20 protein-coding genes and 1 tRNA gene are annotated in these 20,745 nt (G+C 55.0%); 4 read left to right on the top strand and 17 right to left on the bottom strand.

Translation table 11 applies throughout. The features are described from left to right. From PFER_RS02850 to PFER_RS02840, 3 genes are all read right to left on the bottom strand, one after another. Positions 1-1,629, bottom strand: a 1,629-nt coding sequence (locus PFER_RS02850) for a hypothetical protein (protein WP_084593893.1), incomplete at its 3' end; no start/stop codon positions are given. Between the two features lie 111 nt (positions 1,630-1,740). Next, complete coding sequence (locus tag PFER_RS02845; protein ID WP_048148559.1) at positions 1,741-3,237, bottom strand: carboxypeptidase M32; 1,497 nt, start codon at positions 3,235-3,237, stop codon at positions 1,741-1,743. Between the two features lie 182 nt (positions 3,238-3,419). Then, positions 3,420-3,497, bottom strand: a tRNA-Arg gene (locus PFER_RS02840). Positions 3,498-3,714: 217 nt separating this feature from the next. Between PFER_RS02840 and PFER_RS02835 the strand changes: the two genes are divergently transcribed. Further along, positions 3,715-5,037 carry a RuvB-like helicase gene (locus PFER_RS02835; RefSeq protein WP_048148557.1) on the top strand — a complete coding sequence of 441 codons (1,323 nt, stop codon included), beginning with the start codon at positions 3,715-3,717 and terminating at the stop codon, positions 5,035-5,037. Between the two features lie 9 nt (positions 5,038-5,046). Here PFER_RS02835 and PFER_RS02830 read toward each other — a convergent pair whose 3' ends face one another. After that, the gene (locus PFER_RS02830) at positions 5,047-5,457 is read right to left on the bottom strand and encodes a hypothetical protein (RefSeq protein WP_048148555.1); all 411 of its coding nucleotides are present in this window, start codon (positions 5,455-5,457) and stop codon (positions 5,047-5,049) included. 162 nt (positions 5,458-5,619) lie between these two features. Here PFER_RS02830 and PFER_RS02825 point away from each other — a divergent pair, with 162 nt between their 5' ends. Next, positions 5,620-5,823 carry a MoaD/ThiS family protein gene (locus PFER_RS02825; RefSeq protein ID WP_048148552.1) on the top strand — a complete coding sequence of 68 codons (204 nt, stop codon included), beginning with the start codon at positions 5,620-5,622 and terminating at the stop codon, positions 5,821-5,823. On the opposite strand, the gene PFER_RS02820 is transcribed toward PFER_RS02825, so the two are convergent. The 12 genes from PFER_RS02820 to PFER_RS02765 all read right to left on the bottom strand — a co-directional run bounded on the left by PFER_RS02820 (position 5,798) and on the right by PFER_RS02765 (position 16,918). Beyond that, a complete protein-coding gene (locus tag PFER_RS02820) occupies positions 5,798-6,574 on the bottom strand; it encodes a DUF4129 domain-containing protein (protein WP_048148550.1) in 777 nt (258 codons plus the stop codon). The two genes, PFER_RS02825 and PFER_RS02820, sit on opposite strands and share 26 nt — an antisense overlap. Further along, positions 6,571-6,960, bottom strand: a complete 390-nt coding sequence (locus PFER_RS02815) for a DUF1699 family protein (RefSeq protein ID WP_048148548.1) — start codon at positions 6,958-6,960, stop codon at positions 6,571-6,573. Before PFER_RS02815 ends, PFER_RS02820 begins: the two co-directional genes overlap by 4 nt. After that, positions 6,896-8,203 (bottom strand): DUF530 family protein, encoded by a 1,308-nt coding sequence (locus PFER_RS02810; RefSeq protein ID WP_084593891.1) that lies wholly within the window; start codon positions 8,201-8,203, stop codon positions 6,896-6,898. Before PFER_RS02810 ends, PFER_RS02815 begins: the two co-directional genes overlap by 65 nt. Further along, positions 8,200-9,363 carry a DNA topoisomerase IV subunit A gene (locus PFER_RS02805; protein ID WP_048148546.1) on the bottom strand — a complete coding sequence of 388 codons (1,164 nt, stop codon included), beginning with the start codon at positions 9,361-9,363 and terminating at the stop codon, positions 8,200-8,202. The genes PFER_RS02810 and PFER_RS02805 overlap by 4 nt, the downstream gene beginning before the upstream one ends. Then, positions 9,356-11,044: a DNA topoisomerase VI subunit B gene (top6B, locus tag PFER_RS02800; RefSeq protein WP_048148544.1), complete on the bottom strand. Its 1,689-nt coding sequence runs from the start codon at positions 11,042-11,044 to the stop codon at positions 9,356-9,358. Before top6B ends, PFER_RS02805 begins: the two co-directional genes overlap by 8 nt. A gap of 16 nt (positions 11,045-11,060) precedes the next feature. Continuing rightward, positions 11,061-11,627, bottom strand: coding sequence for a KH domain-containing protein (locus PFER_RS02795; protein ID WP_084593890.1), 567 nt, complete (start codon positions 11,625-11,627; stop codon positions 11,061-11,063). After that, positions 11,620-12,387, bottom strand: a complete 768-nt coding sequence (locus PFER_RS02790) for a serine protein kinase RIO (RefSeq protein WP_048148542.1) — start codon at positions 12,385-12,387, stop codon at positions 11,620-11,622. The genes PFER_RS02795 and PFER_RS02790 overlap by 8 nt, the downstream gene beginning before the upstream one ends. A 9-nt stretch (positions 12,388-12,396) precedes the next feature. Continuing rightward, on the bottom strand, positions 12,397-12,786 hold the full coding sequence (eif1A, locus tag PFER_RS02785) for a translation initiation factor eIF-1A (RefSeq protein WP_245612413.1): 390 nt from the start codon (positions 12,784-12,786) through the stop codon (positions 12,397-12,399). Between the two features lie 102 nt (positions 12,787-12,888). Next, positions 12,889-14,394, bottom strand: a complete 1,506-nt coding sequence (gene pheS / locus PFER_RS02780) for a phenylalanine--tRNA ligase subunit alpha (RefSeq protein WP_048148538.1) — start codon at positions 14,392-14,394, stop codon at positions 12,889-12,891. A 71-nt stretch (positions 14,395-14,465) separates the two neighbouring features. Next, positions 14,466-15,716 (bottom strand): Cdc6/Cdc18 family protein, encoded by a 1,251-nt coding sequence (locus tag PFER_RS02775; protein WP_048148536.1) that lies wholly within the window; start codon positions 15,714-15,716, stop codon positions 14,466-14,468. A gap of 372 nt (positions 15,717-16,088) precedes the next feature. Beyond that, on the bottom strand, positions 16,089-16,352 hold the full coding sequence (locus PFER_RS02770) for a DUF3216 domain-containing protein (protein ID WP_048148534.1): 264 nt from the start codon (positions 16,350-16,352) through the stop codon (positions 16,089-16,091). Between the two features lie 65 nt (positions 16,353-16,417). Further along, the gene (locus PFER_RS02765) at positions 16,418-16,918 is read right to left on the bottom strand and encodes an ACT domain-containing protein (protein ID WP_048148531.1); all 501 of its coding nucleotides are present in this window, start codon (positions 16,916-16,918) and stop codon (positions 16,418-16,420) included. Positions 16,919-17,069: 151 nt separating this feature from the next. Between PFER_RS02765 and PFER_RS02760 the strand changes: the two genes are divergently transcribed. After that, the gene (locus PFER_RS02760) at positions 17,070-17,279 is read left to right on the top strand and encodes a PRC-barrel domain-containing protein (RefSeq protein WP_048148530.1); all 210 of its coding nucleotides are present in this window, start codon (positions 17,070-17,072) and stop codon (positions 17,277-17,279) included. On the opposite strand, the gene PFER_RS02755 is transcribed toward PFER_RS02760, so the two are convergent. After that, positions 17,276-18,739, bottom strand: coding sequence for a DHH family phosphoesterase (locus PFER_RS02755; protein ID WP_048148529.1), 1,464 nt, complete (start codon positions 18,737-18,739; stop codon positions 17,276-17,278). The genes PFER_RS02760 and PFER_RS02755 overlap by 4 nt on opposite strands. A gap of 116 nt (positions 18,740-18,855) precedes the next feature. Between PFER_RS02755 and PFER_RS02750 the strand changes: the two genes are divergently transcribed. Next, positions 18,856-20,589, top strand: coding sequence for a DUF2226 domain-containing protein (locus PFER_RS02750; protein WP_048148527.1), 1,734 nt, complete (start codon positions 18,856-18,858; stop codon positions 20,587-20,589). Positions 20,590-20,745 lie beyond the last annotated feature (156 nt).

Raw genomic sequence — 20,745 nt, 5'->3', positions numbered from 1 at the left:
ACTGGTAACCCATTTCTCTGATAAATCCTTACCCCAGACTCTGAGGGAGTACTGCCCGTTCACCAGACCGGTCACGTTCAAATACCAGTTGGTATCGGAGGCCTTTTGCATCGTCAGGTTCTGACCGTCCCACTCCAGCAGAGCACTCACTAGGATGTTGTTGGAGGTCATATTGACGAAAACGTAATCTGTGTTCATTACACTACCGTTCTCGGGAGTTGGCGGGGTAAGTGATAATTCAGTGGGGCCCGTGTAGTAGTATTGAGTTTTGGTTGTGACATCCGTGTCTTGAATGATTGCATCGCTGGTTTTTCCCAAAACGCTTGTATCTGTCCAAGTTGCACTGCTATCTATTGCAGTAACGCTCGTTTCAGTTATCACCGCATTGCTATCCCCTGTGTAAAAGTTCAGATCTCTCTTGCCCTCAGGTGGAAGGTACCCATCAGGGGGAAGACGAAGAATCCAAACATCATTGTTGCCAGCGCCGAAGCTCTGGGTATAACCGGCCACAATGATATCCATGGTTGAGGTCATGGCAACAGAGTAAGCAGAATCAACGCTGCGCCCACCGTAAGTCTTCTGCCACTTAACGTTACCATTCTCATCAAGCCCCAAAACCCAAACATCATTGTTGCCAGCGCCGAAGCTGTAGGTGTATCCTGTGACAATAACGTCCCCGTTGTCTGCTAAAGTAACCGCATAAGCCTTTTCACCGCCGTTTCCACCGTAAGCTTTCTGCCATTTTATGTTACCATTCTCATCAAGCCTCAAAACCCAAACATCATCGTTACCAGCGCCGAAGCTGTAAGTGTAGCCTACTACAATGATGTCCCCGTTAGACGCGATGGCCACCGCACGAGCCACATCATCATTGCTTCCCCCGTAAGTTTTCTGCCATTTAACATTTCCATTCTCGTCAAGTCTGAGAACCCAAACATCGCCCCCAGAACCGTAAGAGTCCGTCGCTCCATAGTATCCGGCTACTATAATATCTCCATTATCAGCTATGGCAACCGTATAAGCCCCATCAACATCACTTCCTCCGTATGTTTTCTGCCACTTCACGCTCCCGTTCTCATCAAGCCTCAAAACCCAAACATCACCACTAGCGCCGGGAGCGTAGCCCGCTACAATGATGTCCCCGTTAGACGCGATGGCAACCGCGTAACCTCTATCAATAGGAAATTCTCCGTATGTTTTCTGCCATTTTATGTTACCGTTCTCATCAAGCCTCAGAACCCAAACATCACCATTACCAACATCGAAGCTGTAAGTGTAGCCTACTACAATGATGTCTCCATTGGGAGCAATAGCAACCGCACGAGCCTCATCATAATTGCTTCCCCCATAAGTCCTCTGCCACTTCACGCTCCCGTTCTCATCAAGCCTCAAAACCAAAAAATCATAATCCCAGGTACTAGTGCCGGGGCTGTGAGTGTAACCTAGTATTATGAGGTCTCCATTGGGAGCAATAGCAACTGCTTGAGCCACATCAAGGTCACTTTCCCCATAAGTTTTGACCCATGGTGCGGGTGCTTCTTGTGCAGCTACATAGTTTCCGTTGAATAAAGGCACCGCTCCAAAGCTCATGAGGAACAGAAGAACCAGTCCAAGGCTTGCAATCCTCATTCCCACAAAGCATCACCTTGTCCATAGTTATTGTTAACAGTGATTAAAAACATTACCTAAATCTTGCTAATTACTCACTTGGGTTCCTACAAATAAAGAAGAGAGTTAAGATTATAGATACCTCTCCTTCACCCAGCGGATGAAGTAGTCCGGGTTGAGCTCCTCGCCTATTGACTTCTTGAGGAGCTCCTTCGGCGGGTATATCGAGCCGTACTTGTGCACCCTCTCGCGGAGCCAGGCCTTTATCGGCTCGAAGTTCGCGCTGGCTATGTGCTCCTCCACGTTGAGCTCCTTCTTCATGTGGTAGTAGAACTGGGCCGCGAGCAGCGTTCCGATGCTGTAGGTCGGGAAGTAGCCGATCGTTCCGTGGGCCCAGTGTATGTCCTGCAGGATTCCCTCGACGTAGTTCTTGGGCCTTATGCCGAGGAGGCTCTCCATCTCGTCGTTCCAGAGCTCTGGCAGGTCCTTCGCCTTGACGCCCTCGTTGAGCATCATTCTCTCGAGCTTGAAGCGGAGCAGTATGTGGAAGTTGTAGGTTACCACGTCGGACTCGGTCCTTATGAAGTCCGGCCTGACCATGTTGAAGTAAAGGTAAACGTCTTCGGGAGAGTAGTCCGCCATGAATGGCAGGTTCTCCCTGAGGACGGGGTGAATAAGCCCTGCGAACTCCATGCTCCTTCCAACGATGTTCTCCCAGAAGCGGCTCTGGCTCTCGTGGATTCCGAGGGAAACGCCTCCCGCTATCGGGCTGAACATGAAGCGCTCGTCCTGCTGGAGCTCGTAGAGAGCGTGCCCAAACTCGTGGACCGTACTCAAAATCGTCCTCCTGAAGTCGTAGCCCTCGTAGCGGGTCGTTATCCTCACGTCCCTTATCCCGAACTCCGTGGTGAAGGGGTGGGCCGAAACGTCGAGCCTCGCGCGAACTCCAAGGGGATAGCCGAACTTCTGGAGGATCCAGAGGTTGACCTTTTCCATCTGCTCCCTCTCGTACTCCTCCTTCTCGAGCGGGTGCTCGCTGGGAACCCTGCCCTCCTCCATTATCCTCTCGAGGAGCGGCTTGAGCTCCTTCTCAAGCCTGTCGAACATCCTCACTACTTCCTTCGTGGTGAGGCCTTCCTCGAAGAGGTCGAGCAGGGCGTCATAGGGCTCCTCCTCGTAGCCGAGGTAGTCGGCCGCCCTCTTGGCGAGGTCTATGATCCTGTCGAGCCAGGGCTCGAACTTGGAGAAGTCGTTGCTCTTCTTGGCCTCCTCCCATGCCTTCGTCGCCTGGCTGGTAACCTCACTCCTCTCCCTGAGGAACTCCGGCGGGAAGGAGCGGCTTATCCTTATCGAGCGGTCGAGAACGCGAACAACGCCGCGCTCGTACTCGTTGAGGTCTTCGATGCCCTTGGCCTTCTCAACGAGCTCGATGAAGTCGGGCTTGAGGAGGAACTCCTGGGAGAGAACGCTAAGCTCGCCCTGGGCCACCGAGCGCTCAAGTATTCCCTCCTTTGGCATGTTGACCTCCATATCCCAGCCCAGGACGCTCTGGGCGTGGCCGAGGGCCCAGATGCGCCTGTATTTGGATAGAATTTGATTCACCGTTTCGTTCTGGAAAACGCCTTCCATTTCAATCACCCCGTAAATTCCTGGAAACTTTTTCACCGGGAGACTTTTAATAGTTTTCGATGAACATCTGAACGGAAAATGGAGGGTAGAATGGAATTACCATCACCATGTAGGGTTTGGACTGTACAACCGACCAAAAGGGCACAAAGAACGCGAACCCACAGAACCCCTTAGAAATTGTGTGGCGCCCCGGCGGGGATTCGAACCCCGGACCTCAAGGTCCGCAGCCTTGCGCCCTATCCAGACTAGGCCACCGGGGCACTTCCATCCATTCAATTGCGGCTTCGCTTTATAAATCTTTACCCTGGATAGGGCGCCCCTCAAGCTCACCCGTGTCCGCCAAAGTGCCCCCATGAGCACCTCTTTCCATCAGGCCGGCGGGAAGGCCACCGATATGGGGGGGAGCGGTTCCCGTTAAACTTTTAAGCGCAACTTTTAATCACTAAATGGAACTTAAAGATACCCGGAGGTGAGCCCATGCCCATCATCGAGGAGGTCGCGAAGGTCAGCTTCGAGCGCGCCGGAAGCCACTCCCACATAAAGGGCCTTGGTTTGGATGAGAACGGGAAGGCGAAGTTCAAGGCGGACGGCATGGTCGGCCAGGTGAAGGCGAGGGAAGCCGCGGGAATAGCGGTGGAGCTCATCAAGAGGGGCAAGTTCGCCGGAAAGGGAATCCTCCTCGCGGGCCCCACCGGGAGCGGAAAAACGGCGATAGCCATGGGCATAGCCAAGGAGCTCGGTGAGGACGTGCCCTTCGTCCAGATAGCGGGAAGCGAGATTTACTCCGCCGAGATGAAGAAGACGGAGTTCCTCAAGCAGGCCCTAAGAAGGGCGATAGGTGTCAGGATAAGCGAGGAGAGGAAGGTCTACGAGGGCGAGCTCGCGAAGCTTGAGATAAAGAGGGCGAAGCATCCGTTTAACCCCTACGTCGAGGTTCCCGAGAGCGCCCTCGTCACGCTCAAGACCAAAGACGATGAGAAGACCGTCAGGGTGGGAAGGGAGATAGCCTACCAGCTCATAGAAGGCGGTATAGAGGAGGGGGATGTTATACAGATCGACGCCGAGACGGGGAGGGTCTCCAAGCTCGGGACGGTGAAGGAAGAGGAGGGCATATTCCTCAAGAGGAAGGTCAACCTTCCAACAGGGCCGGTTCTCAAGATAAAGGAGTTCACCTACACCGTCACGCTCCACGACCTTGACGTCGTGAATGCCAGGAGCGGCGGGCTCTTCAGCATCTTCTTCGGAGGGGGAATGGAGATAAACGACGACATAAGGCAGAGGGTTGATCAGGCTGTGAAGGGCTGGGTCGAGGAAGGAAAGGCTCACCTTGTGCCGGGCGTTCTCTTCATAGACGAGTGTCACATGCTCGACATAGAGGCCTTCTCCTTCCTCGCGAGGGCCATGGAGAGCGACCTGGCTCCAATCCTCATCCTCGCCACCAACCGCGGAAGGACGAAGATAAGGGGCACCGACATCGAGGCCCCGCACGGAATTCCGATAGACATGCTCGACAGGCTTCTCATAATCAACACGGAGCCCTATAAGAAGGACGAGGTCAGGGAGATAGTGAGGATCAGGGCTGAGGAGGAGAAGATAGAGATAAGCGACGAGGCGATAGAATACCTCGCGGAGCTCGGCGAGAAGAAGAGCCTCAGGTACGCGGTTCAGCTGCTCGCCCCTGCAGCCGTCCTCACGGGCGGAAGGGTCGAGAGGGAGCACGTCGAGAAGGCCGAGAAGTACTTTGCCGACGTTAGGAGGAGCATAGAGTTCGTGGAGAACCTTGAGGGTATGCTCATGTGATTTTCTCTTTTATCCCTTGATATACAGGACGAACTGCCCACTGGATGAGAGATAGCTCCTCCTAAAGCCAGTACTATTGCACTCAATTTCATATGAGACAATATAACGGTTTTTGCCCATAGGGGTTATTTTAAATGTTACGGGCTCCCTTTGATTTTTCTCTGCAACGAAAACAATGTTTTTTGGTTCTATCGTTATGGATCCTCCCGGATTAGAGCTGATTGAAATCGAGCACTTTGAATTCATGTTCGTGGTTACCATAAACGTGAGATTGTTTGCAGTGCAACAGAGGGCCTTTGAAGTTTCGGCAGGGTTATTGTTTAAGAGAATTTCATGGTAAACCGAAAGCTGGGGGGAGCTGGAAAGCAGTAAAGCGATAGCAAAAAGCAGAAAAACAGCGAGGATGACACTTCGGCGCATATGGCATCACTTCTGTTGATTGTATGCATCCAGTTCATTGGAACTCTGGGTTTTGGGCATATAATAATTTTTTTGAATATACGCTCAACGGGCCTCCGAGCATACCCCTCGCAAGGCACAAATTAATAAAGCCCATTTCCAGAGTGCATGGTGGTGGGGAGAATGATACGGGTCAAGGTGATAGGAAGAAAAATCGAGAGGGAGCTTGAGTGGCGGAAGGGCATGAGAGTGAAGGACGTCATCAGGGAGGCGGGCTTCAACACGGAGAGCGCCGTGGCAAAGGTAAACGGCAAGGTGGCCCTTGAAGATGCGCCCGTTAGCGATAACGACTTCGTGGAGATCATTCCCGTAGTCTCGGGCGGGTGAGGTAGCCTATAAGGACCCTATAACTTTTCTTCGCCCTCTCAACGTCCTCCGGAGTAAGGCTCCTCCCGTAGCGGGCCTTCTCGAAGACCGCGGTTAAGGTGTGGAGGTCGCTCAGGTCGGGGAATATCTTCCTGAGGTGCTCCTCGTGCTCCCAGTGGGTCCAGCTCTTCTGGTAGGGGTATCCCCTAGTCACAAGCCCCGCCACAACGTTCTTGTACATTACGATGACGCGCTCCTCGGGTGTCCCCTCTATCGCGTCGAATTCGAGCCGTGGGTCAAAGCGCACGTTCTCAAGGCTGAAACGGCCGCGCCGCCTGTGGAGAATGTAGATCAGGGCCAGGAGTACGGGGATGAGGTACAGTATGAGGGGGAGGGGCCGGTAGGTGACCTCCACTATGGTGTTGAAGTCGAAGAGGTCGAGGTTGAAGTGCCTAACCGCCGGTGCCTCCGTGAAGCCCTTAATCTCCGGGGGCTTTCGGGTCAGGGCGCGTATGGCGACTATGAAGGCCAGGAGGTAGAGTATCAGCCCCACCCACTCCTTCTTCGTGAACTTCCTTCCCAGGGTGCCCCGCTTCGAGCTCGAGAGGAGGTAGCGGAGGGCCGCGAGGCCCAGCATGATGTAAAACGCCCAGAGGGCCAGAAAGAGCCAGTCGAGGTTGAAGGTTGATGAACCGGCGCGGGCGGTGCTTCGAAAGATCGCCGCCATGAGGAGCAGCAAAAGAAAGAGGGGAAGCACCCGGTTTGCCCTCATTTCCCGTTCACCATGTAGTAGACGGTGCGGAGGGGAATTCCCAGGGACTCGCTTATCTCACGGGGGCTCTTCCCCTCCCGCATCAGCGCCTCTATGCGTCTCATCGTCTCCTCGTCGTACTTCCGCGGCCTTCCGCGGGAGCGCTTGACGGGGACGAGCTGTATGCCTATTCTGTTGAGGGCGCGTATGACGCTCGCGGAGACCTTGGGGTAGAGGCTCGGGGGACAGCCTATTTTCTTCACCGTCGGGGCCTGGCGGAGGATGCTCACCACTATCTCCTTCGTGGGCCTTAAGTTCACGTAAACCTCCGTAACGCCGGGCCTAAGCTCTTCTCTTATTTTTCTTAGGAGCTCTTCGTTGTTTCTTGCCTTTATCTCCACCCTCATCATCTTCCCCCTGAAGGGCTTTTAGGAACTCAACCACTATCTCCTCCTTCGGCATGAAGCGCTCGAACTTGGATGGGTCTCCGAAGGTCTCCAGAGGTATCCCCGATATGGCCACCTTCCAGAGAGCGTCTTCAAGCTCCTTCTCGCTTATCCCGAGTATCTCCGCCACCTTCTTCTCATCGAAGGGACTTATTCCGTAGAGGATGACCCCTCCGAGGAGGTAGTTCGGTATGGAGGACAGCTCGTGCCTCCTTCCGGAGAGGAACCCCTCAATCTCGCACTTCTTCAGGAGCAGCATGCTTCCAAAGCCAGTCCTGAAGAATTTCTCCTCCCTGAAGGGCTCGTCGAATAGGGAGTAGTGGCACTCGACGCAGCCCCTGATGCCGGGGTAGAGGCTTATGTTCTCCCTCTCACGGTCGGAGGTGAGGAAGTAGTAGCGGAATATGTCGAGGGCGAGAAGCTTGGTCCCCTCCCCGGGGTTGAGGGAGGCGTAGGCGAGCGCGAGGTTGTCCACCGTGTAGTGGTTGTTTATCAAAACGCCGCGCGTCTTTATTGAGGTGAGAACCCTCCAGCGGAACTTCCTTCCAAAGCGCTTCCTGAGCTCGGCATCGATATCGGCATCGCTCGGGAGGTCAACCCTCGTCTTCTTGAGCCGGTTGTTCTCCCAGTACTCCACCTCTATGCGGTAGCCCCTCACCTGGAGCCTCCCCTTCTCACGGAGCTTCGCCTTCAGTTCTTTGAACTCCTCCCTAACGGCCATCTCCCGCTGGCTGAGTATCCTTAGTATGTCCCCCGAGTAGGCGAGGTGGGGGAGGATTTCGAGCCTGCCGAGCTTCACGTTCCTATCAACGACCCTCACACCCTCCGGATCCTTGACCTCCATGGGCGAGAGCTCCTTCCTTCCCGAGTAGAAGTGGTAGTGCATAGCTAAGTGGGAGAGCGCTATTCTGTGTGCCGTTATGGCGCTCTTCAGTCTCTCAAGGGCCAGGGCGCGGTTGTGCTTCTTGCGGTAGAGCCACTCTATGTTTGGATCCCTGTCCTTCTTGCTCAGGAAGGCCGTGGAGGGGACCGAGACTCCCACGCGCCTCTCGAGCTCATCCTCAAGCCCCTGGAGGGTCTTGAGCTGGGAGCTTAAATGGAAGGCCAGCTCGGCGGGGCTGGCCCCGAATAACCCGTCCATCGAATACTTCAAATCCTCCAGTATTACGTTCACCTTGGAGACGAGCTCCTCGGTGGTCGTCATGGAAGCAGCTCCCCGTTGTTTATCTTTTCAGGAAGGTACTCCTTGGCCACGAACTCGAGGGAGCGGTGGGCGAGGGCCTGCTGCTCAATCCTCACTCCGAGCTTGAGGGCCATCTGGAGCTGCCTCTGCCACTCCCTGTTCTTGAACCACGGGTACTCCATCTCCTCGAGGATTCTCTTGTAGTCGCCGGTCGGGCCTCCCTTCTTCTTGGGCGGGATGCCCTTGAGCTTCTCGGTGACCCTCTGGAGGCCGTAGCGCTCTATGTCGTCCATCGTCATACCCACGAACCTTGCCTCCGGCGTTGCCAGCTTGTCGCTGAGGTAGGCGAGGTTTATCGAGCCCTTCTTTATGGTGGAGTAGATGTACCAACCGTAGGGGTCTCCATCCGTGAAGACTATGATCGGCAAACCTTCCTCGTAGTGGAGCCTGTGGATCAAACGCCTCACGCCGCGCGAGGCCTGTCCCTGGGTGGCCACGATGAGGGCGTTCTCCCTCTTGGGGTACTTTTCCTCAATGAGACGGTCGGCCATAGCGGCGGTCTCCACAACGAGAACGTAGTCAACGTTTATCTCCGGGAACTGGAGGTGCTCCACGGTTCCCGGAACGGCCCATCCACCGCTTCCGAGCCTGCTCGCGTTGAACTCGTCCTCGCCGTCCTTGATTACTATGTCGCCGTAGATGTAGCCCCTCCTGTCGGCCGTTATGTGCATCTCCTCCCTGAGGACGCCGAGGGTTCTCTCGAGGTCTTCTATAATGGCGTTGCTCTCGCTCTGGTCCTCAAAGGTGTTCTCCTTGGTTCCGGCGACGCTGTGCTTGTTGGCGTAGTAAGCTTCACGAAGGCTCGCGTGCTTCATCTCCCTCACGAGTCTCTTTATGTAGGCCGCTATGAGAACCGTCTGCATGAACTTCTTGGCGTGGGCCATGTGAAGGAAGTATCTCCTGGAGAGCTTGTCGCCCATCTGTATGGTTCCGGTTGACTCGTCGTAGTAAACGTTGGTGAGGCCGCGCATGGGAACGTCTATGTAGGGGTTCTTCCCCTGGGAGAGCATCTCAAGCACCCTGTGGCCTATGCCCTCGAGCTTCTTTATGACCTTCTCTGGGTCGTAGGAGAAGTGCTCCTTCGGCTTCTCTCGCCTGATTGCCTTCTTGGATTTAGGCATTCTCGCTCACCTCCTCTGACTCCTCAAACTTCCTCTCTATGAGGCCCATGAGGTACTTCCTGATGTCATCGGCGGGCCTCTCCGTAAGGACTGCGAGGGCCTCGCTAACCTCATCCACGTACTTCTCAAGGGTTCTCCTCCTCTTAACCTGCGATATCTTGCGGTGCTTCCCGCTCAGGTACTTCTGAAGTCTCCTCCCGACCTCCATGAGGGCGAGCCTTATCTCCTCGTATATCTCCTCCTCGTTGGCGACGCTCTGCTTGCCCGTGCTCGTGTAGGGGACGTGGACACTTACCACGTTGACGAAGACGACCATTGGGGCATCCTCGAGGCTGTCAACGCGGTAGCGCTTCCAGTCAACGCTCCTCGTGGCGGAGGTGATGGCACAGGAACCGGCATCGAAGAGGAGGGGAACTCTGTTGGCGTACCTAAGCAGGTCGAAGCTGTTCACCTGCCCTCCGAAGGCTATCCCCACCTCGACCTGGAAGGGGATTCCACCGCGGTAAACCTTGGGGGGCCTCGTTAGGGCCGTCACGAACTCGGGTGAGAGGATGTTGGAAAGGCCCCTCTCTATGTTGTCCTCCCCTATGGGCCTGAGGCCGCTGGTCGGGGGAGCAAGGAACTTCACGTAGCGGAAGGCGTGGATTATCTCCTCGGCCTCGTGCCACGTGAGCTTCTCGGGCGGCTTCTCCATTATCTTCTCGACCTCGCGGAGAACCTTCTTACCCTTCCTGCCGAAGCTCTTGAGCAGGAGGTCAACCTCTCCCTTGGCGAGCCTGTTGTAGTACTCCTCCCTCTTGTGCTCCTCCTCAACCTCGTTGATGAGCCTCAGGAGGGCCATCACCTTGGCTATCTCGCCAACCTTCTGGTCGCTTATCCTCGAGAACTCGCCCACGAGGAAGCGCTTGACGGTGTTCCTCCTCGTCCTCTTGGCCATTCTGAAGAGGTCGTCCGTGATGACGCCGCGCGGGTGGGGCTTCATCTCCTCCGGTGGCTTCGGGATGACCTCACTCCCCCTCGGGAAGACTATGAGCTTTCCGTCCGGCTCTATGAGCTCTATGTGGGCGTGGGGGTTGGCTATAGCTGTTAGCTTGAGGTACCAGTAGGGGCCCTGCTTGGAGCGGATGTACCTGACGTCCTTTACCTCCATCTCTATCCTCGTTCCCCTCCAGCCGTCCCTGTTGGGGTGCTTCTCCTTCCTGACGACCTTGCCCTCGTTCTTGTCAACGTCTATCATGACCCATGCTTCGATGATTTTATCGTCGCCCGTCGAGGTGATTACGCGCGTTGCCTTTCCGCTCGTCATCTGGGCGAACATGACGGCACCGCTTATACCTATACCCTGCTGGCCGCGGCTCTGTATGTTCCTGTGGGCCTTCGTTCCCGCGAGCATCTTTCCAAAGACGTGGGTTATGAACTTCTCCGGAATTCCCGGTCCGTTGTCCTCCACTATGATTTTGTAGTGCTCCTTTCCGAGCTCCTCGATCTCAACGCGGACGTAGGGGAGTATCCCCGCTTCCTCACACGCATCGAGGGCGTTTGTGACTGCCTCGTGGATTATGGTGGTGAGGGAGCGGACCTTGCCCGTGTAGCCGAGCATGGCCGCGTTTCGCCTGAAGAACTCGCTAACGCTCTGAATCTTGAACTCTTTGAAAAGTTCTTTGGCTTCGGATTTTGCCATCTAACTCCCTCCAACTTCAGTATTTGGCAAGTTCGAGGTCTATGTCCCTCTTTCTCTTCTCGAGGAACCTGTAAACGGAGCCGTGCTTGGAGCCCCGTATGAGCTTCTCAATGGCAGACTTGGCGACCTCAACCTGTATCGGGTTGCCTATTATAGCGACGGTTTTCCCATAAACGCTAACGTACGTGCCGCTCATCTCCTCTATGAGCTCTCTCGTTCTCCCTCTCCTCCCGATTATCCTGCCCCTCACGCGCGGGAGGGCGTTCTTATCCTTTCCTATGACCACGTCCGTGAGGTCTATGACCTCTAGAGTTTCACCCTCCTCAAGGAGACGGAAGGCCCTCTCGGGAGAAAATCCGCGCCCTATCGCTCTAACCACATCTCTCGCTTTCCAGACGGCAAGGGGGTCGTCCGTTTCCTCGGTTGAGCTTATGAAGACCTCACCGCTCTCGCTGTCCACCTCGATGTGCGTCTTCGTCCTGTCCTCGAGTTCCTTTTTGGTCTCTCCGCTCTTCCCGATGAGGACACCAACACGCTCCCTGGGTATTTTGAGGTATTCCTCGTTGTAAATTTCCTCATCCATACTCCATCAACTCCCTGAACTTTTCCTCCGGGCTCTCCACGTCGAGGCCTTTTCTCGCGAAGTAGTTTGAAACGTTTCTCAGGTCCCTCATGAGGAGCTCCGCCGACATGCGGTTCCTCCTTACGGTCGCCTGGGACCAGTCTATTATCACCGGCGTGTCCCATATCAGCACGTTGTACTCGCTCAGATCGCCGTGAACCATCTCGCCCCTCTTCCAGAGCTTCTCTATGGATGACATCAGGAACGCGTAAATATCCTCGAAATCCGACTTTTCAAGGCTCCTTTCGACGTCCTTGAGGCGGGGAGCCGGGTTTTCATCACCTATGAACTCCATCACGAGGACGTTGTTGCGAAAGGCGTAGGGTTCCGGTGCCCTGACCGCGTACTTCATGGCCCTCTGGAGGTTCTTGAACTCCCTCCGGGTCCATATGAACACGAGCTTTCGGATGTCCTTTGGAAGGTAGCCAACCCTTGGGTCACCCGCCAGATACTCCCAGAGGCGGCGGAACTCCGTGGTGTACGTTCTGTAAATCTTTATGGCGACCTTCTCCTCGCCCTCTCCCACGAAGACGTTGGCCTCCTTGCCCGTGGAGATAACGCCGAGGAAGCGCTCGAAGTGTTTCCTCTTTTTGAGGTACTCGAGGCTGCCCAGGGTGGTTTTGTCGAATACCTCGCTGAAGACCTTGTAGAGCTCGCTGTCCTTCTCGCGCTCCTCGTCTATCCCGAGGGCGCGGAAGATTTCCCTGTCGAGGTTCTTCATAGGCTCCCCTCAGAGCTCGAGGCTTCCCGAGATGAAGTCCTGGGTAATCTTGCCCCTTCTGAGGAGCCAGTCCACCTGCGTCCTCGTGTAGCGGTAGACGATATCGCCCCTCTCGTCCGACTGAACGGGCCAGGGCTGAACTATAACGACGTCGCCTATCCTAACCCACATCTTTCTCCTGAACCTTCCGGGGATTCTGCAGCGCCTTATCTTCCCATCGGCGCAGCGAACGTCCATCCATCCAGAGCCGAGAGCCTGCTCGACTATCCCAAACACCTGGCCCTCGTTGGCCCTCGGGAGCGGAACCCTAATGACTTCCTCGCCTCCCTGATTGGTGTTCCTCTTTTTATGGCCTCCGGACCTTCCCCTTCCCCTACCGTGATACGCACACATGAACATCACCCTCCTGATTTTTGCAAAAATTTTCCAAAAGGGCTACGTGCCCCATGCTTAAAAATTTTTGCATAGAATGGATGGGGGCGAGGGTTTAAAAGTCTTCCCTCACCACACGAGCTTCGCTTCCCTGAGCCACTTCAGGTTGTAGCTGAAGAGGTAGCGGATGTCGTCTATCCCGAGCTTGAACATGGCAAGCCTGTCTATGCCTATTCCCCAGGCTATGACGGGGGCATCAATCCCAAGGGCCCGCGTCATTTCTTCTCTAAATATTCCCGCACCGCCGAACTCGACCCACCCGAGCTCCGGGTGGTATGCGCTCATCTGCACGCTCGGCTCTGTGAAGGGGTAGTAATCCGGCAGGAACTTGACCTTCTTCGCCCCGGCGATCTCAACGGCGAAGCGCTTGAGTATACCGAGGAGGTGCCTGAAGTTGAGTTCCTCCCCCACGACGAACCCATCAACCTGGTTGAACTCGATGAGGTGCGTTCTATCCAGAACGTCCGGCCTGAAAACGCGCTGTATCGTGAAGTACTTGCCCGGTATCTCGACGCCCTTCGCGAGCTGCCTTCCGCTCAAAGCCGTTCCATGGGCCCTCGGCATCAGGAGCATCGCCCTCTCGGGTGACCATATATAGCCCCATCCCCTTGAGCCTGCTATTCCCCTTTCGTGGGCCGCTTTTACTCTTTCGACGAGCGCTTCATCGGGCAGATGGCCGCTCTCGGGATACTTGAGCCTGTAGGTGTCGGTCCACTCCCTCGCCGGGTGGTTCTGAGGCTGGAAGAGCGCATCGAAGTTCCAGAACTGGGTCTCTATGAGGCTCTCAACCGTCATCTCAATGAAGCCCATCTCTATGAGCTTCCGCCTTATCTTGTCCAAGAATGCTCTGTATGGCTGCTTTTTGCCGGGATGGACCGCTTTAACGGGGGCGCTTATATTGTAACGCCTGAACTCAACTTCCCTCCACTTGCCGGACTTTATCAGCTCGGGGGTAAGAGTGGAGACCTCCTCGCGGAGCTCTATTCCCTTAGCCACGAGTGCCTCTCCTTCCGGCGTTATCTCCACGATACGCTCGGTCTTGCTATCTTCCTCCGCTATCTTCCTCCTCTTGAGCTCCTTCACGGGGACGAGCTTTTGAATTTCCTCAAGGGGAACCTCACCCCTCTCGACGAGCAGAGACAGGGCCTTTTCGATGGGCCTCTCCGTCCCAACGGCCGCTTTTCCCTTCTCCGTAACCTCTAGTACCAGCTCCCCATCCTTCCTGACGTTAGCCCATCCCTCCTTCCTCAGGAGGCCAACTATCGGCTTGAGCTCGTCCTCGCTCAAAACCTCCGAGAGCTCCGAAAGGCGGGCCGAGCCCCTCTCCACGAGGAGGGCCAGGGCGCGCCTCTCCGGGAGGCCCTTCTCGGCATATACCCTGGCGGTATCGGTTGGAACCACGACGCGGTAGCCCTTTTCATGGAGAAGCGCGAGCCCCTTGCTCTTAAGACCCAGGAGGGCACGCATAACGGCAACCTGGTCAAGACCGGTTCTCTCAACGAGTTCCCTAACATCTCCCCTCTTCATTTCAGCCAGCTTTATGAGAGTGAGCTTCTCATGGTTGGTTAGCTCCATACATACACCCCCATTGGAGTTACGGCCTTCTTACTTAAAAATTGCGGTGAGAGAGTGGATATCGAGTGTAATTACCACTCCCGATAGAACCTAAGGATGTCCTCGTCCGTGGCGTGCCTTACGGTGGTTCCGAGGCGTATCGCCAGCTCATTCTCGATGAGGGAGAGTATCTTAACGGGCTCCTCGTCTATGTGGTAGACCAGGCTCCTCCCCTTACCGCGGCCAAAGCTCTTCTCGCTGACCGTCATGAGGCCCTGGGTCTCGAGCTTGGGAACCACGAAGTGCGTTATGTGCCTCATTGTCCTCGACGGGTAGTTTAGCTTCTCGCAGAGGAGTTTGTAGGCGGAATACACGTGCCCCGTTCTCGGGACGTTGCCGCTGTCCTCCATGAGAGCCACGGAGTACAGTACAAGGAGCTGGGTAACGTCGAGCCCCTTTATTGCCTCCTGAAGCATGTTCCTCTCCACGACCTCTATGGCCCTGTTTATCTCCTCCCTCGTGAGCTTATCTTTGGCCAGTTCCGCGGCCTCCTTGAGAACCCTGAAGCCCCAGCGAAGGTCTTTCCCTCCCTGCTTTATGAGGGCCGCGAGGTAGTTTATCGCGTCCTCGCTTACGGTGCCCTCTATGAAAGCCTTCTCCACCCTATCGTGCAGTATCTCGGCTATTTCACGGGCGTCGTACTCCCTGAAGTACACTATCTCGGGGATGAACTTCGAGCGCGTAAAGTACTCCAGGCGTTGCATTATGTCCCCCCTGTTGGATATCACCACGAAGGCCGTCTTAAGTTCGCCCGTAAGTTCGTCAAGGCGAGACATGCGGTAGATGAGCGCGTTCATCGGATCCTCGTTGTCCCGCGATGTGCGCTTCATCTTGTCTATCTCGTCGAATATGAAGATGTAGGTCCCCTCAAGGCCCTTCAGGTGATCAGCGAGTGCCGATACTGCTTCCCCCACCCCAAAGCCCCTCGAAGGGAACTCTATGCCGAGGGAATGAAGGAGCTCCACCAGAACCTGGAAGTACGATTTGTCCTTGGCGTTCACGTAAACGGCCTGCGAGGGAAAGCCCTTTTCGCGTGCAAAGGCGTTGTAGTCCCTGGAGACCATCTTAATCGCGTGGGTCTTTCCCGTCCCCGGGGGGCCGAATATCAGGGTGTTGTCGGGGTAATCGCTCTTGAAGAACTTGGCGAGATTCCTTGCTATTTTGCCTATCTCCTCGTCCCTAAATAGAAGCTTCTCCGGAACGTACGTATCGCTAAGCACCGAGGGGTTAAGAAGTATTCCCTTCTCCTCCACTGCCTTCTCAAAGATGTCAATGACTCCCATGCTTTTCACCCGATATCGCGAGCATAAAATGCAGGCGAGCGTGTCTCAAGTGTATTGACTTTCCCTTATAACTTTAACCCGGTGTGACATTGGATATCTGCCGGGGGGCATTTAAATGGGATGGTTATCCCGGCAGTCCTGGGGCACGCCGATGGGAACATGGAAGAGGCAGAGAGGGAGTAGATATCGAGTGTAACTGAATTTTTCAAACGTCCCTTGGACCATCCATCGTGAAAGAGGGGACGGGGAGAAGAATTTTACACTCGATATCTCCTCTCCCCCCATACTAAATTAACTACATAATTAAACAGAAGGGTGTGTAATCAACATCGTTGAACGTCAAGAACTGTGTTACACTCGATATCCACTCTCTCACTCCTCAAGCTGGACGCGGGGGTTCCTGAAGAGCTCATCAAGGGCACGTCTCTTTTCCCTTATCTCCCCGAGCAGCTCCTCGGCTTCACCAATCCCAACGAGAATACCCTCGAGGAAGCCGTAAACCTGGAGCTTTATGAAATCTTCTCCCCTCTTGGATTCAAGAGCCCTCGTCATCCCCACGAAGGAGTCTATCCTCCTCACGAGGTCGTCCCTGCCCAGGGAAGCGCAGAGCCTCTTAACCCTCTCAACGTCCTCCATACCACCACCGCCAAAAACTCGGAGTATCTTTTTAAAAAACTGTCCATGGACAAAAAGAAGAGGGCTCAGTAGATTGATATCCTCTTCACGCCCTCAAGCTTCGAGAGCTCGTTTATCAGCTCACCGGGGATTCCCTTCTCGGTGATTATGGTGAGCGTGGCCTCGGGATAGAGTTCGGGGTCCTCAGCAACAACCTGGACGATGTTTATTCCCCTGTCCGCTATCTTCTGGGCTATCTTTGCGAGTATTCCAACGGCCCTCGGCTCGGGCTCTATTTCTATGACGCCGTAGCCCACGTGCCTTCCAACGTACTTCATATGAACGGTGGGCTCGAGGTTCTTGTAAATCTCCCTGAGCTCGGGTATTTTGAGTATCATTCCCACGGTCTCCTTGACGACGCGCCTGTCCACGTCGAGTGCCTTGGCAACCTTGGTGTAGGGAACCTCTATGTCGCCCGCTTTTATCTTCATGTCGTCCGTTACCCTCAGGCCGTACTTGAGTAGGGTCTTTGCTATCTGCTTCCTGACCGGGTACTCATCAAAGTAATGCTCAAGCCTTCCCCACATGCTCATCACCTGCCAACTAAGTCCATCGTTATACTCTGAAGGACAATACTATTAAAATGTTTCCATGAACCCATGGATGCTATTAAGTTGGGTTTATAAAGTTAGCGTAAACTATATTAAGACGGAACGGTATTTTAGAGCGGTGATTAAAATGGTGATGCGCCTGTCCCGGCTCTACGGAAAGCAGATTTACAACACACGTGGCAACTACGTGGGATACGTTGATGAGGTCCTGATTGAAATCGGCCAGGGAGGCGGGAAGGTTCTCGCCCTCGGACTCCCGGGAGAAAAGGTTGGCGTGCCCTACGAGAGGGTCACGGCCATAGGCGACATAATACTTGTGAGGGCGAAGGAGGACTAGCCCTCTTTTATTCCAAGTGCCTCCAAAAACTTTTCTGTGATCGCCTCCTCTGCCAGGCGGAGGAGTGAGTTCTTGTCCTTTGCGAGGGTGAATATTCCGAGGTTTATCCTCGCGCCCCCCATCTGGGCGTGACCACCGGCGCTCCCTATGCCCGAAAAAGCTTCCTTGAGAACCTTCCCCACGTTCACACGGACGTCGTTTGTTCTGGCGGAAATTTCAATCTTGTCGTCCACTATTCCGAAGACGAGGACGGTTGAGATTCCCTCAAGGCGCAGGAGGAAGTCGGCAGCCTGTGCTATCGCATCGCGGTTGCTTATGAAACCTACGTTGGATATGGCAACGTTCTTGTACGTCTTCCTGTTGAGTATCGCCTTCGCGAGTATCTCTGCGGCCTCCGTCGAGATGTCGGGGTGCTCCACCTTGTCCAGAAGCTCGTAGTCCACTTTGTTCGCGAGGAGCTTTATGGCGTCGAGCTCTATGTGGCTCAGCTTTGAGAACTTCTTCGTGTCGGTGTAGATGCCGTAGAAGAGGGCGGTGGCCAGTTTGGTATCGAGGTTTACCTTGAGACCGTTGAGGTACTCCACGAGGATTGATGAGGACGCCTTTGCCTCGGGCCTTATGTCAACGAAGGCCTCCTCGGAGATGCGCTCCCTTAGGCTCTCCAGTATCTGGTGGTGGTCAATTAGTATCTCCACCTTCTTGAGGTCGTCGGGCTGTAGTATCGTCACGTTCCCGTTTGGCTGGCAGTCCACGAGCGCTATGAAGGGGTGTCTCTTTATCTCGTAGGAACCCTCCGAGATTTTCATCAGCTCTATCCCGAGGAGGTTCACGAGGGCCCTGTTCTCGTGGTGCGTTATCTCTCCCCCGTGGACGATGCGCACCTTAAATCCGGCGTTCTGGGCTATTCTGGAGAGTGCGTAGGCCGCACCGATGGCGTCAGGGTCAGGGTTGTCGTGCATCACGATGAGGATGGATTCACCCCTCTCCCTGAGCTCGAGCAGCTTCTTCTGGAGTTTGTTGGCACTCTTCCTCTTCGAGAACTCCTCCACTATGCCGAGGATGTACTTCGAGAGCGCGTCCTTGGGGGAGATGCCGTAGTTGATTTTGGCCTCGAACTCAAGTTCCTCCTCTATCTCCCTCTGGAGCTCCTCCCCAGATACCCCGTCGGGAAGTATCGTTATTATCGGGACGTCCTGGTTGTTCGTCCTTATGACCTGAACGGCCCTCTTTATCGTGGCAACGTCCATGGAGGTTATCACAACGAGATCAGCCGTGTCTATCCCCGCTTTGAGGAGGGTGGCCGTATATCCAAAATCGTCACCCACCACCTTAAAACCGCTTTCGGATAGAGACTTTGCCCGGATTTCATCCTTCTCCACGATCACTACCTCAAGCTCACCCTTAAGGGCATCGGCCAGTGCCCGCCCTATGGCCCCCCCACCGAGTATTATCACCTTCATGGAGCTCACCTTTATGGTACAACAATGTTTAAATACTTCCTGGGATGTACTAATTATACGGAATCTGTCCGGATATTTTAGGCGCGTTTGAATATATATATGTAATGGTGGTTGAAATGCAGCTTCCCTCGGTGGAACCATTGAAGGAAAACATCGTTGTGACGTCCAGGGAGGGTCTTGCGGGGGAGATACGCGAGGCACTGGAACGGGGTTCAGGGCTCTTTCTCAAGGTATTTACGAAGGACCGGACGGCGAAGTACTACTTCACTATTCTCATCGGGCGCAGGAAAATCATCGCTGCAGAGGGAGAGGTAGTTGACACCGGCGAGAAGCTCGTGGGTGCCGCGGCGCTCAAAAAGCTCCTGGAGCTGGTGGATAACCCCATGATCGTGGACGTCTTCGGGCTCGATGAGATAAGCCTGAAGATATCCATCGCGGACAACATAGACCTATACAATGCCACGCCAAAGCTTGACGTAGAGGAGTTTATGAGGGGGCGGGTACCCGAAGGAAAGGCCGAAACCCAAGTTTTGCCGGCACCGGCCCCAAAGAAAAAGGAAGCTCCCCCGGCGAAGAAGGAGGCCGAGAAGCCCAAGGTCGAGGAGCCAAAGGTGGAGACACCAAAGCCCGCGGAAGCAGAAAAAGAGGAGAAAGTCCCGGAAACCAGGGTTAGTATTGAGGTTGAAGGACCCGCTGCCCTTAAGGGGGTCGTTTCAGAGGCCCTCAACGAGTACCTCGAGGAAATAGGGAAGGAGATTCAGAAGCTCAAGGACGTGATACTGACCGAAGCCATCATCCGCGCCTCCATAGGAAGCGGCGTTGTGCACATCGCGGTGGACTTCAAGGGGCAGAGCCTCGGGGGGAGCACCGAGGCGGGCATAGCCAAGAGAAAGGTAATGTACTTCATCAACAGGCACCTCCCGGTTATAGGGCGCAACACCGGGCTAAAACCTCTCCTCGATAAGGTCAACGTTGAGATAAGCGGTGTTGGCAAGGAGTTCACGGAGAAACCGGCAGAAACCCGGCGTAAAAGGGAGGAGGCAAGGATAGTCGTCAACTCCCCGAACGAGTACAGGGCATTCTTCATGGCCTTCTCGAAGAACGTCGTGAAGGACCTCAATTCCCCTGAGTTCAGGGTTACCCACTTCGAGGTAACGGCGATCCAGAACTCCGGCCTGGAGGTCAACGTCTTCGTCAAGGGCAAGTCCCCAACGCTATCACACGCGGCGGCCGCCAGCAGGGCGGAGGGCATAATAAAGAACCATCTGCGTAACCTCTCAAGGGAGATAAGACTCTCCACAAAACTCAACTATGTTGATGTCGTTGTTGATCGGGAGGAGGCTCCTGCGGGAGTTAGGGCCCCATCTCCGGCCGCTCCTGCGGCACGGCCAGCGGTCGAGAGCTCCGAGAAGGTCAAGGAAATCATGGAAAAGAAGAAGCTCATAGAGGCGGAGGTCGAGAAGCTCCTCAAGGAGGCCGGAGTTGAGGAGCTTGCAGCTATCACGGAGGCCAAGAAGGAGGAAAGCACCCAGACCCTCATCAAGAGCCGCATCGAGCCGGCCATGAACAAACTCAAGTCCGCGATACAGAGGGAACTCTCCACGATACCCCGCACGAAGTTCAGGTGGCTGAAGATGAACTGGGACATCGTAAACAACACCGTGGAAGTGTCCTTCGAGGTGAGCTTTGGAAGGGAGGCGCAGGAGGGCCTTTTCGGCTCGTTCTCCACGGTCTCGGATGAGGCCATAAAGAAGGAGGCGCGGGACACGATACTCCGCATCATGCGCGAGGTGGGAAGGGAGCACGGCGTGGTGATAAAGCTCAAGAACCTGAGGGTTATGGTGCGCTGAAGGTTCCCTTTCCCCTCTTTTTTATTGCCTATTCTCGAGGATTCTGGGTTTTTGTGGCCCGCCCGTAACACCCACCTTCATCGAAGCCTTAGGCACCCTCGGGCGGGCTAACCCGGGCGGGCCGGAGAAATGTGCCCGGTCTGGGTTTCCCACGGC

The organism is Palaeococcus ferrophilus DSM 13482 (assembly GCF_000966265.1).
GTDB classification, from domain to species: domain Archaea; phylum Methanobacteriota_B; class Thermococci; order Thermococcales; family Thermococcaceae; genus Palaeococcus; species Palaeococcus ferrophilus.
Note: the sequence above shows the minus strand (reverse complement) of the source record. Positions and strands in the feature narration are given on the sequence as shown.

Bases quoted from the DNA above. Each gene is read 5' to 3' on its own strand.
- PFER_RS02755 (WP_048148529.1), bottom strand. From the start codon at position 18,739: ATGAAGGTGATAATACTCGGTGGGGGGGCCATAGGGCGGGCACTGGCC.
- PFER_RS02845 (WP_048148559.1), bottom strand. From the start codon at position 3,237: ATGGAAGGCGTTTTCCAGAACGAAACGGTGAATCAAATTCTATCCAAA.
- PFER_RS02760 (WP_048148530.1), top strand. From the start codon at position 17,070: ATGGTGATGCGCCTGTCCCGGCTCTACGGAAAGCAGATTTACAACACA.
- PFER_RS02805 (WP_048148546.1), bottom strand. From the start codon at position 9,363: ATGCCTAAATCCAAGAAGGCAATCAGGCGAGAGAAGCCGAAGGAGCAC.
- PFER_RS02815 (WP_048148548.1), bottom strand. From the start codon at position 6,960: ATGAGGGTGGAGATAAAGGCAAGAAACAACGAAGAGCTCCTAAGAAAA.
- PFER_RS02750 (WP_048148527.1), top strand. From the start codon at position 18,856: ATGCAGCTTCCCTCGGTGGAACCATTGAAGGAAAACATCGTTGTGACG.
- PFER_RS02820 (WP_048148550.1), bottom strand. From the start codon at position 6,574: ATGAGGGCAAACCGGGTGCTTCCCCTCTTTCTTTTGCTGCTCCTCATG.
- PFER_RS02810 (WP_084593891.1), bottom strand. From the start codon at position 8,203: ATGACGACCACCGAGGAGCTCGTCTCCAAGGTGAACGTAATACTGGAG.
- PFER_RS02775 (WP_048148536.1), bottom strand. From the start codon at position 15,716: ATGGGAGTCATTGACATCTTTGAGAAGGCAGTGGAGGAGAAGGGAATA.
- PFER_RS02835 (WP_048148557.1), top strand. From the start codon at position 3,715: ATGCCCATCATCGAGGAGGTCGCGAAGGTCAGCTTCGAGCGCGCCGGA.
- PFER_RS02825 (WP_048148552.1), top strand. From the start codon at position 5,620: ATGATACGGGTCAAGGTGATAGGAAGAAAAATCGAGAGGGAGCTTGAG.
- PFER_RS02770 (WP_048148534.1), bottom strand. From the start codon at position 16,352: ATGGAGGACGTTGAGAGGGTTAAGAGGCTCTGCGCTTCCCTGGGCAGG.
- PFER_RS02830 (WP_048148555.1), bottom strand. From the start codon at position 5,457: ATGCGCCGAAGTGTCATCCTCGCTGTTTTTCTGCTTTTTGCTATCGCT.
- PFER_RS02790 (WP_048148542.1), bottom strand. From the start codon at position 12,387: ATGAAGAACCTCGACAGGGAAATCTTCCGCGCCCTCGGGATAGACGAG.
- pheS (WP_048148538.1), bottom strand. From the start codon at position 14,394: ATGGAGCTAACCAACCATGAGAAGCTCACTCTCATAAAGCTGGCTGAA.
- PFER_RS02765 (WP_048148531.1), bottom strand. From the start codon at position 16,918: ATGTGGGGAAGGCTTGAGCATTACTTTGATGAGTACCCGGTCAGGAAG.
- PFER_RS02795 (WP_084593890.1), bottom strand. From the start codon at position 11,627: ATGGATGAGGAAATTTACAACGAGGAATACCTCAAAATACCCAGGGAG.
- top6B (WP_048148544.1), bottom strand. From the start codon at position 11,044: ATGGCAAAATCCGAAGCCAAAGAACTTTTCAAAGAGTTCAAGATTCAG.
- eif1A (WP_245612413.1), bottom strand. From the start codon at position 12,786: ATGTTCATGTGTGCGTATCACGGTAGGGGAAGGGGAAGGTCCGGAGGC.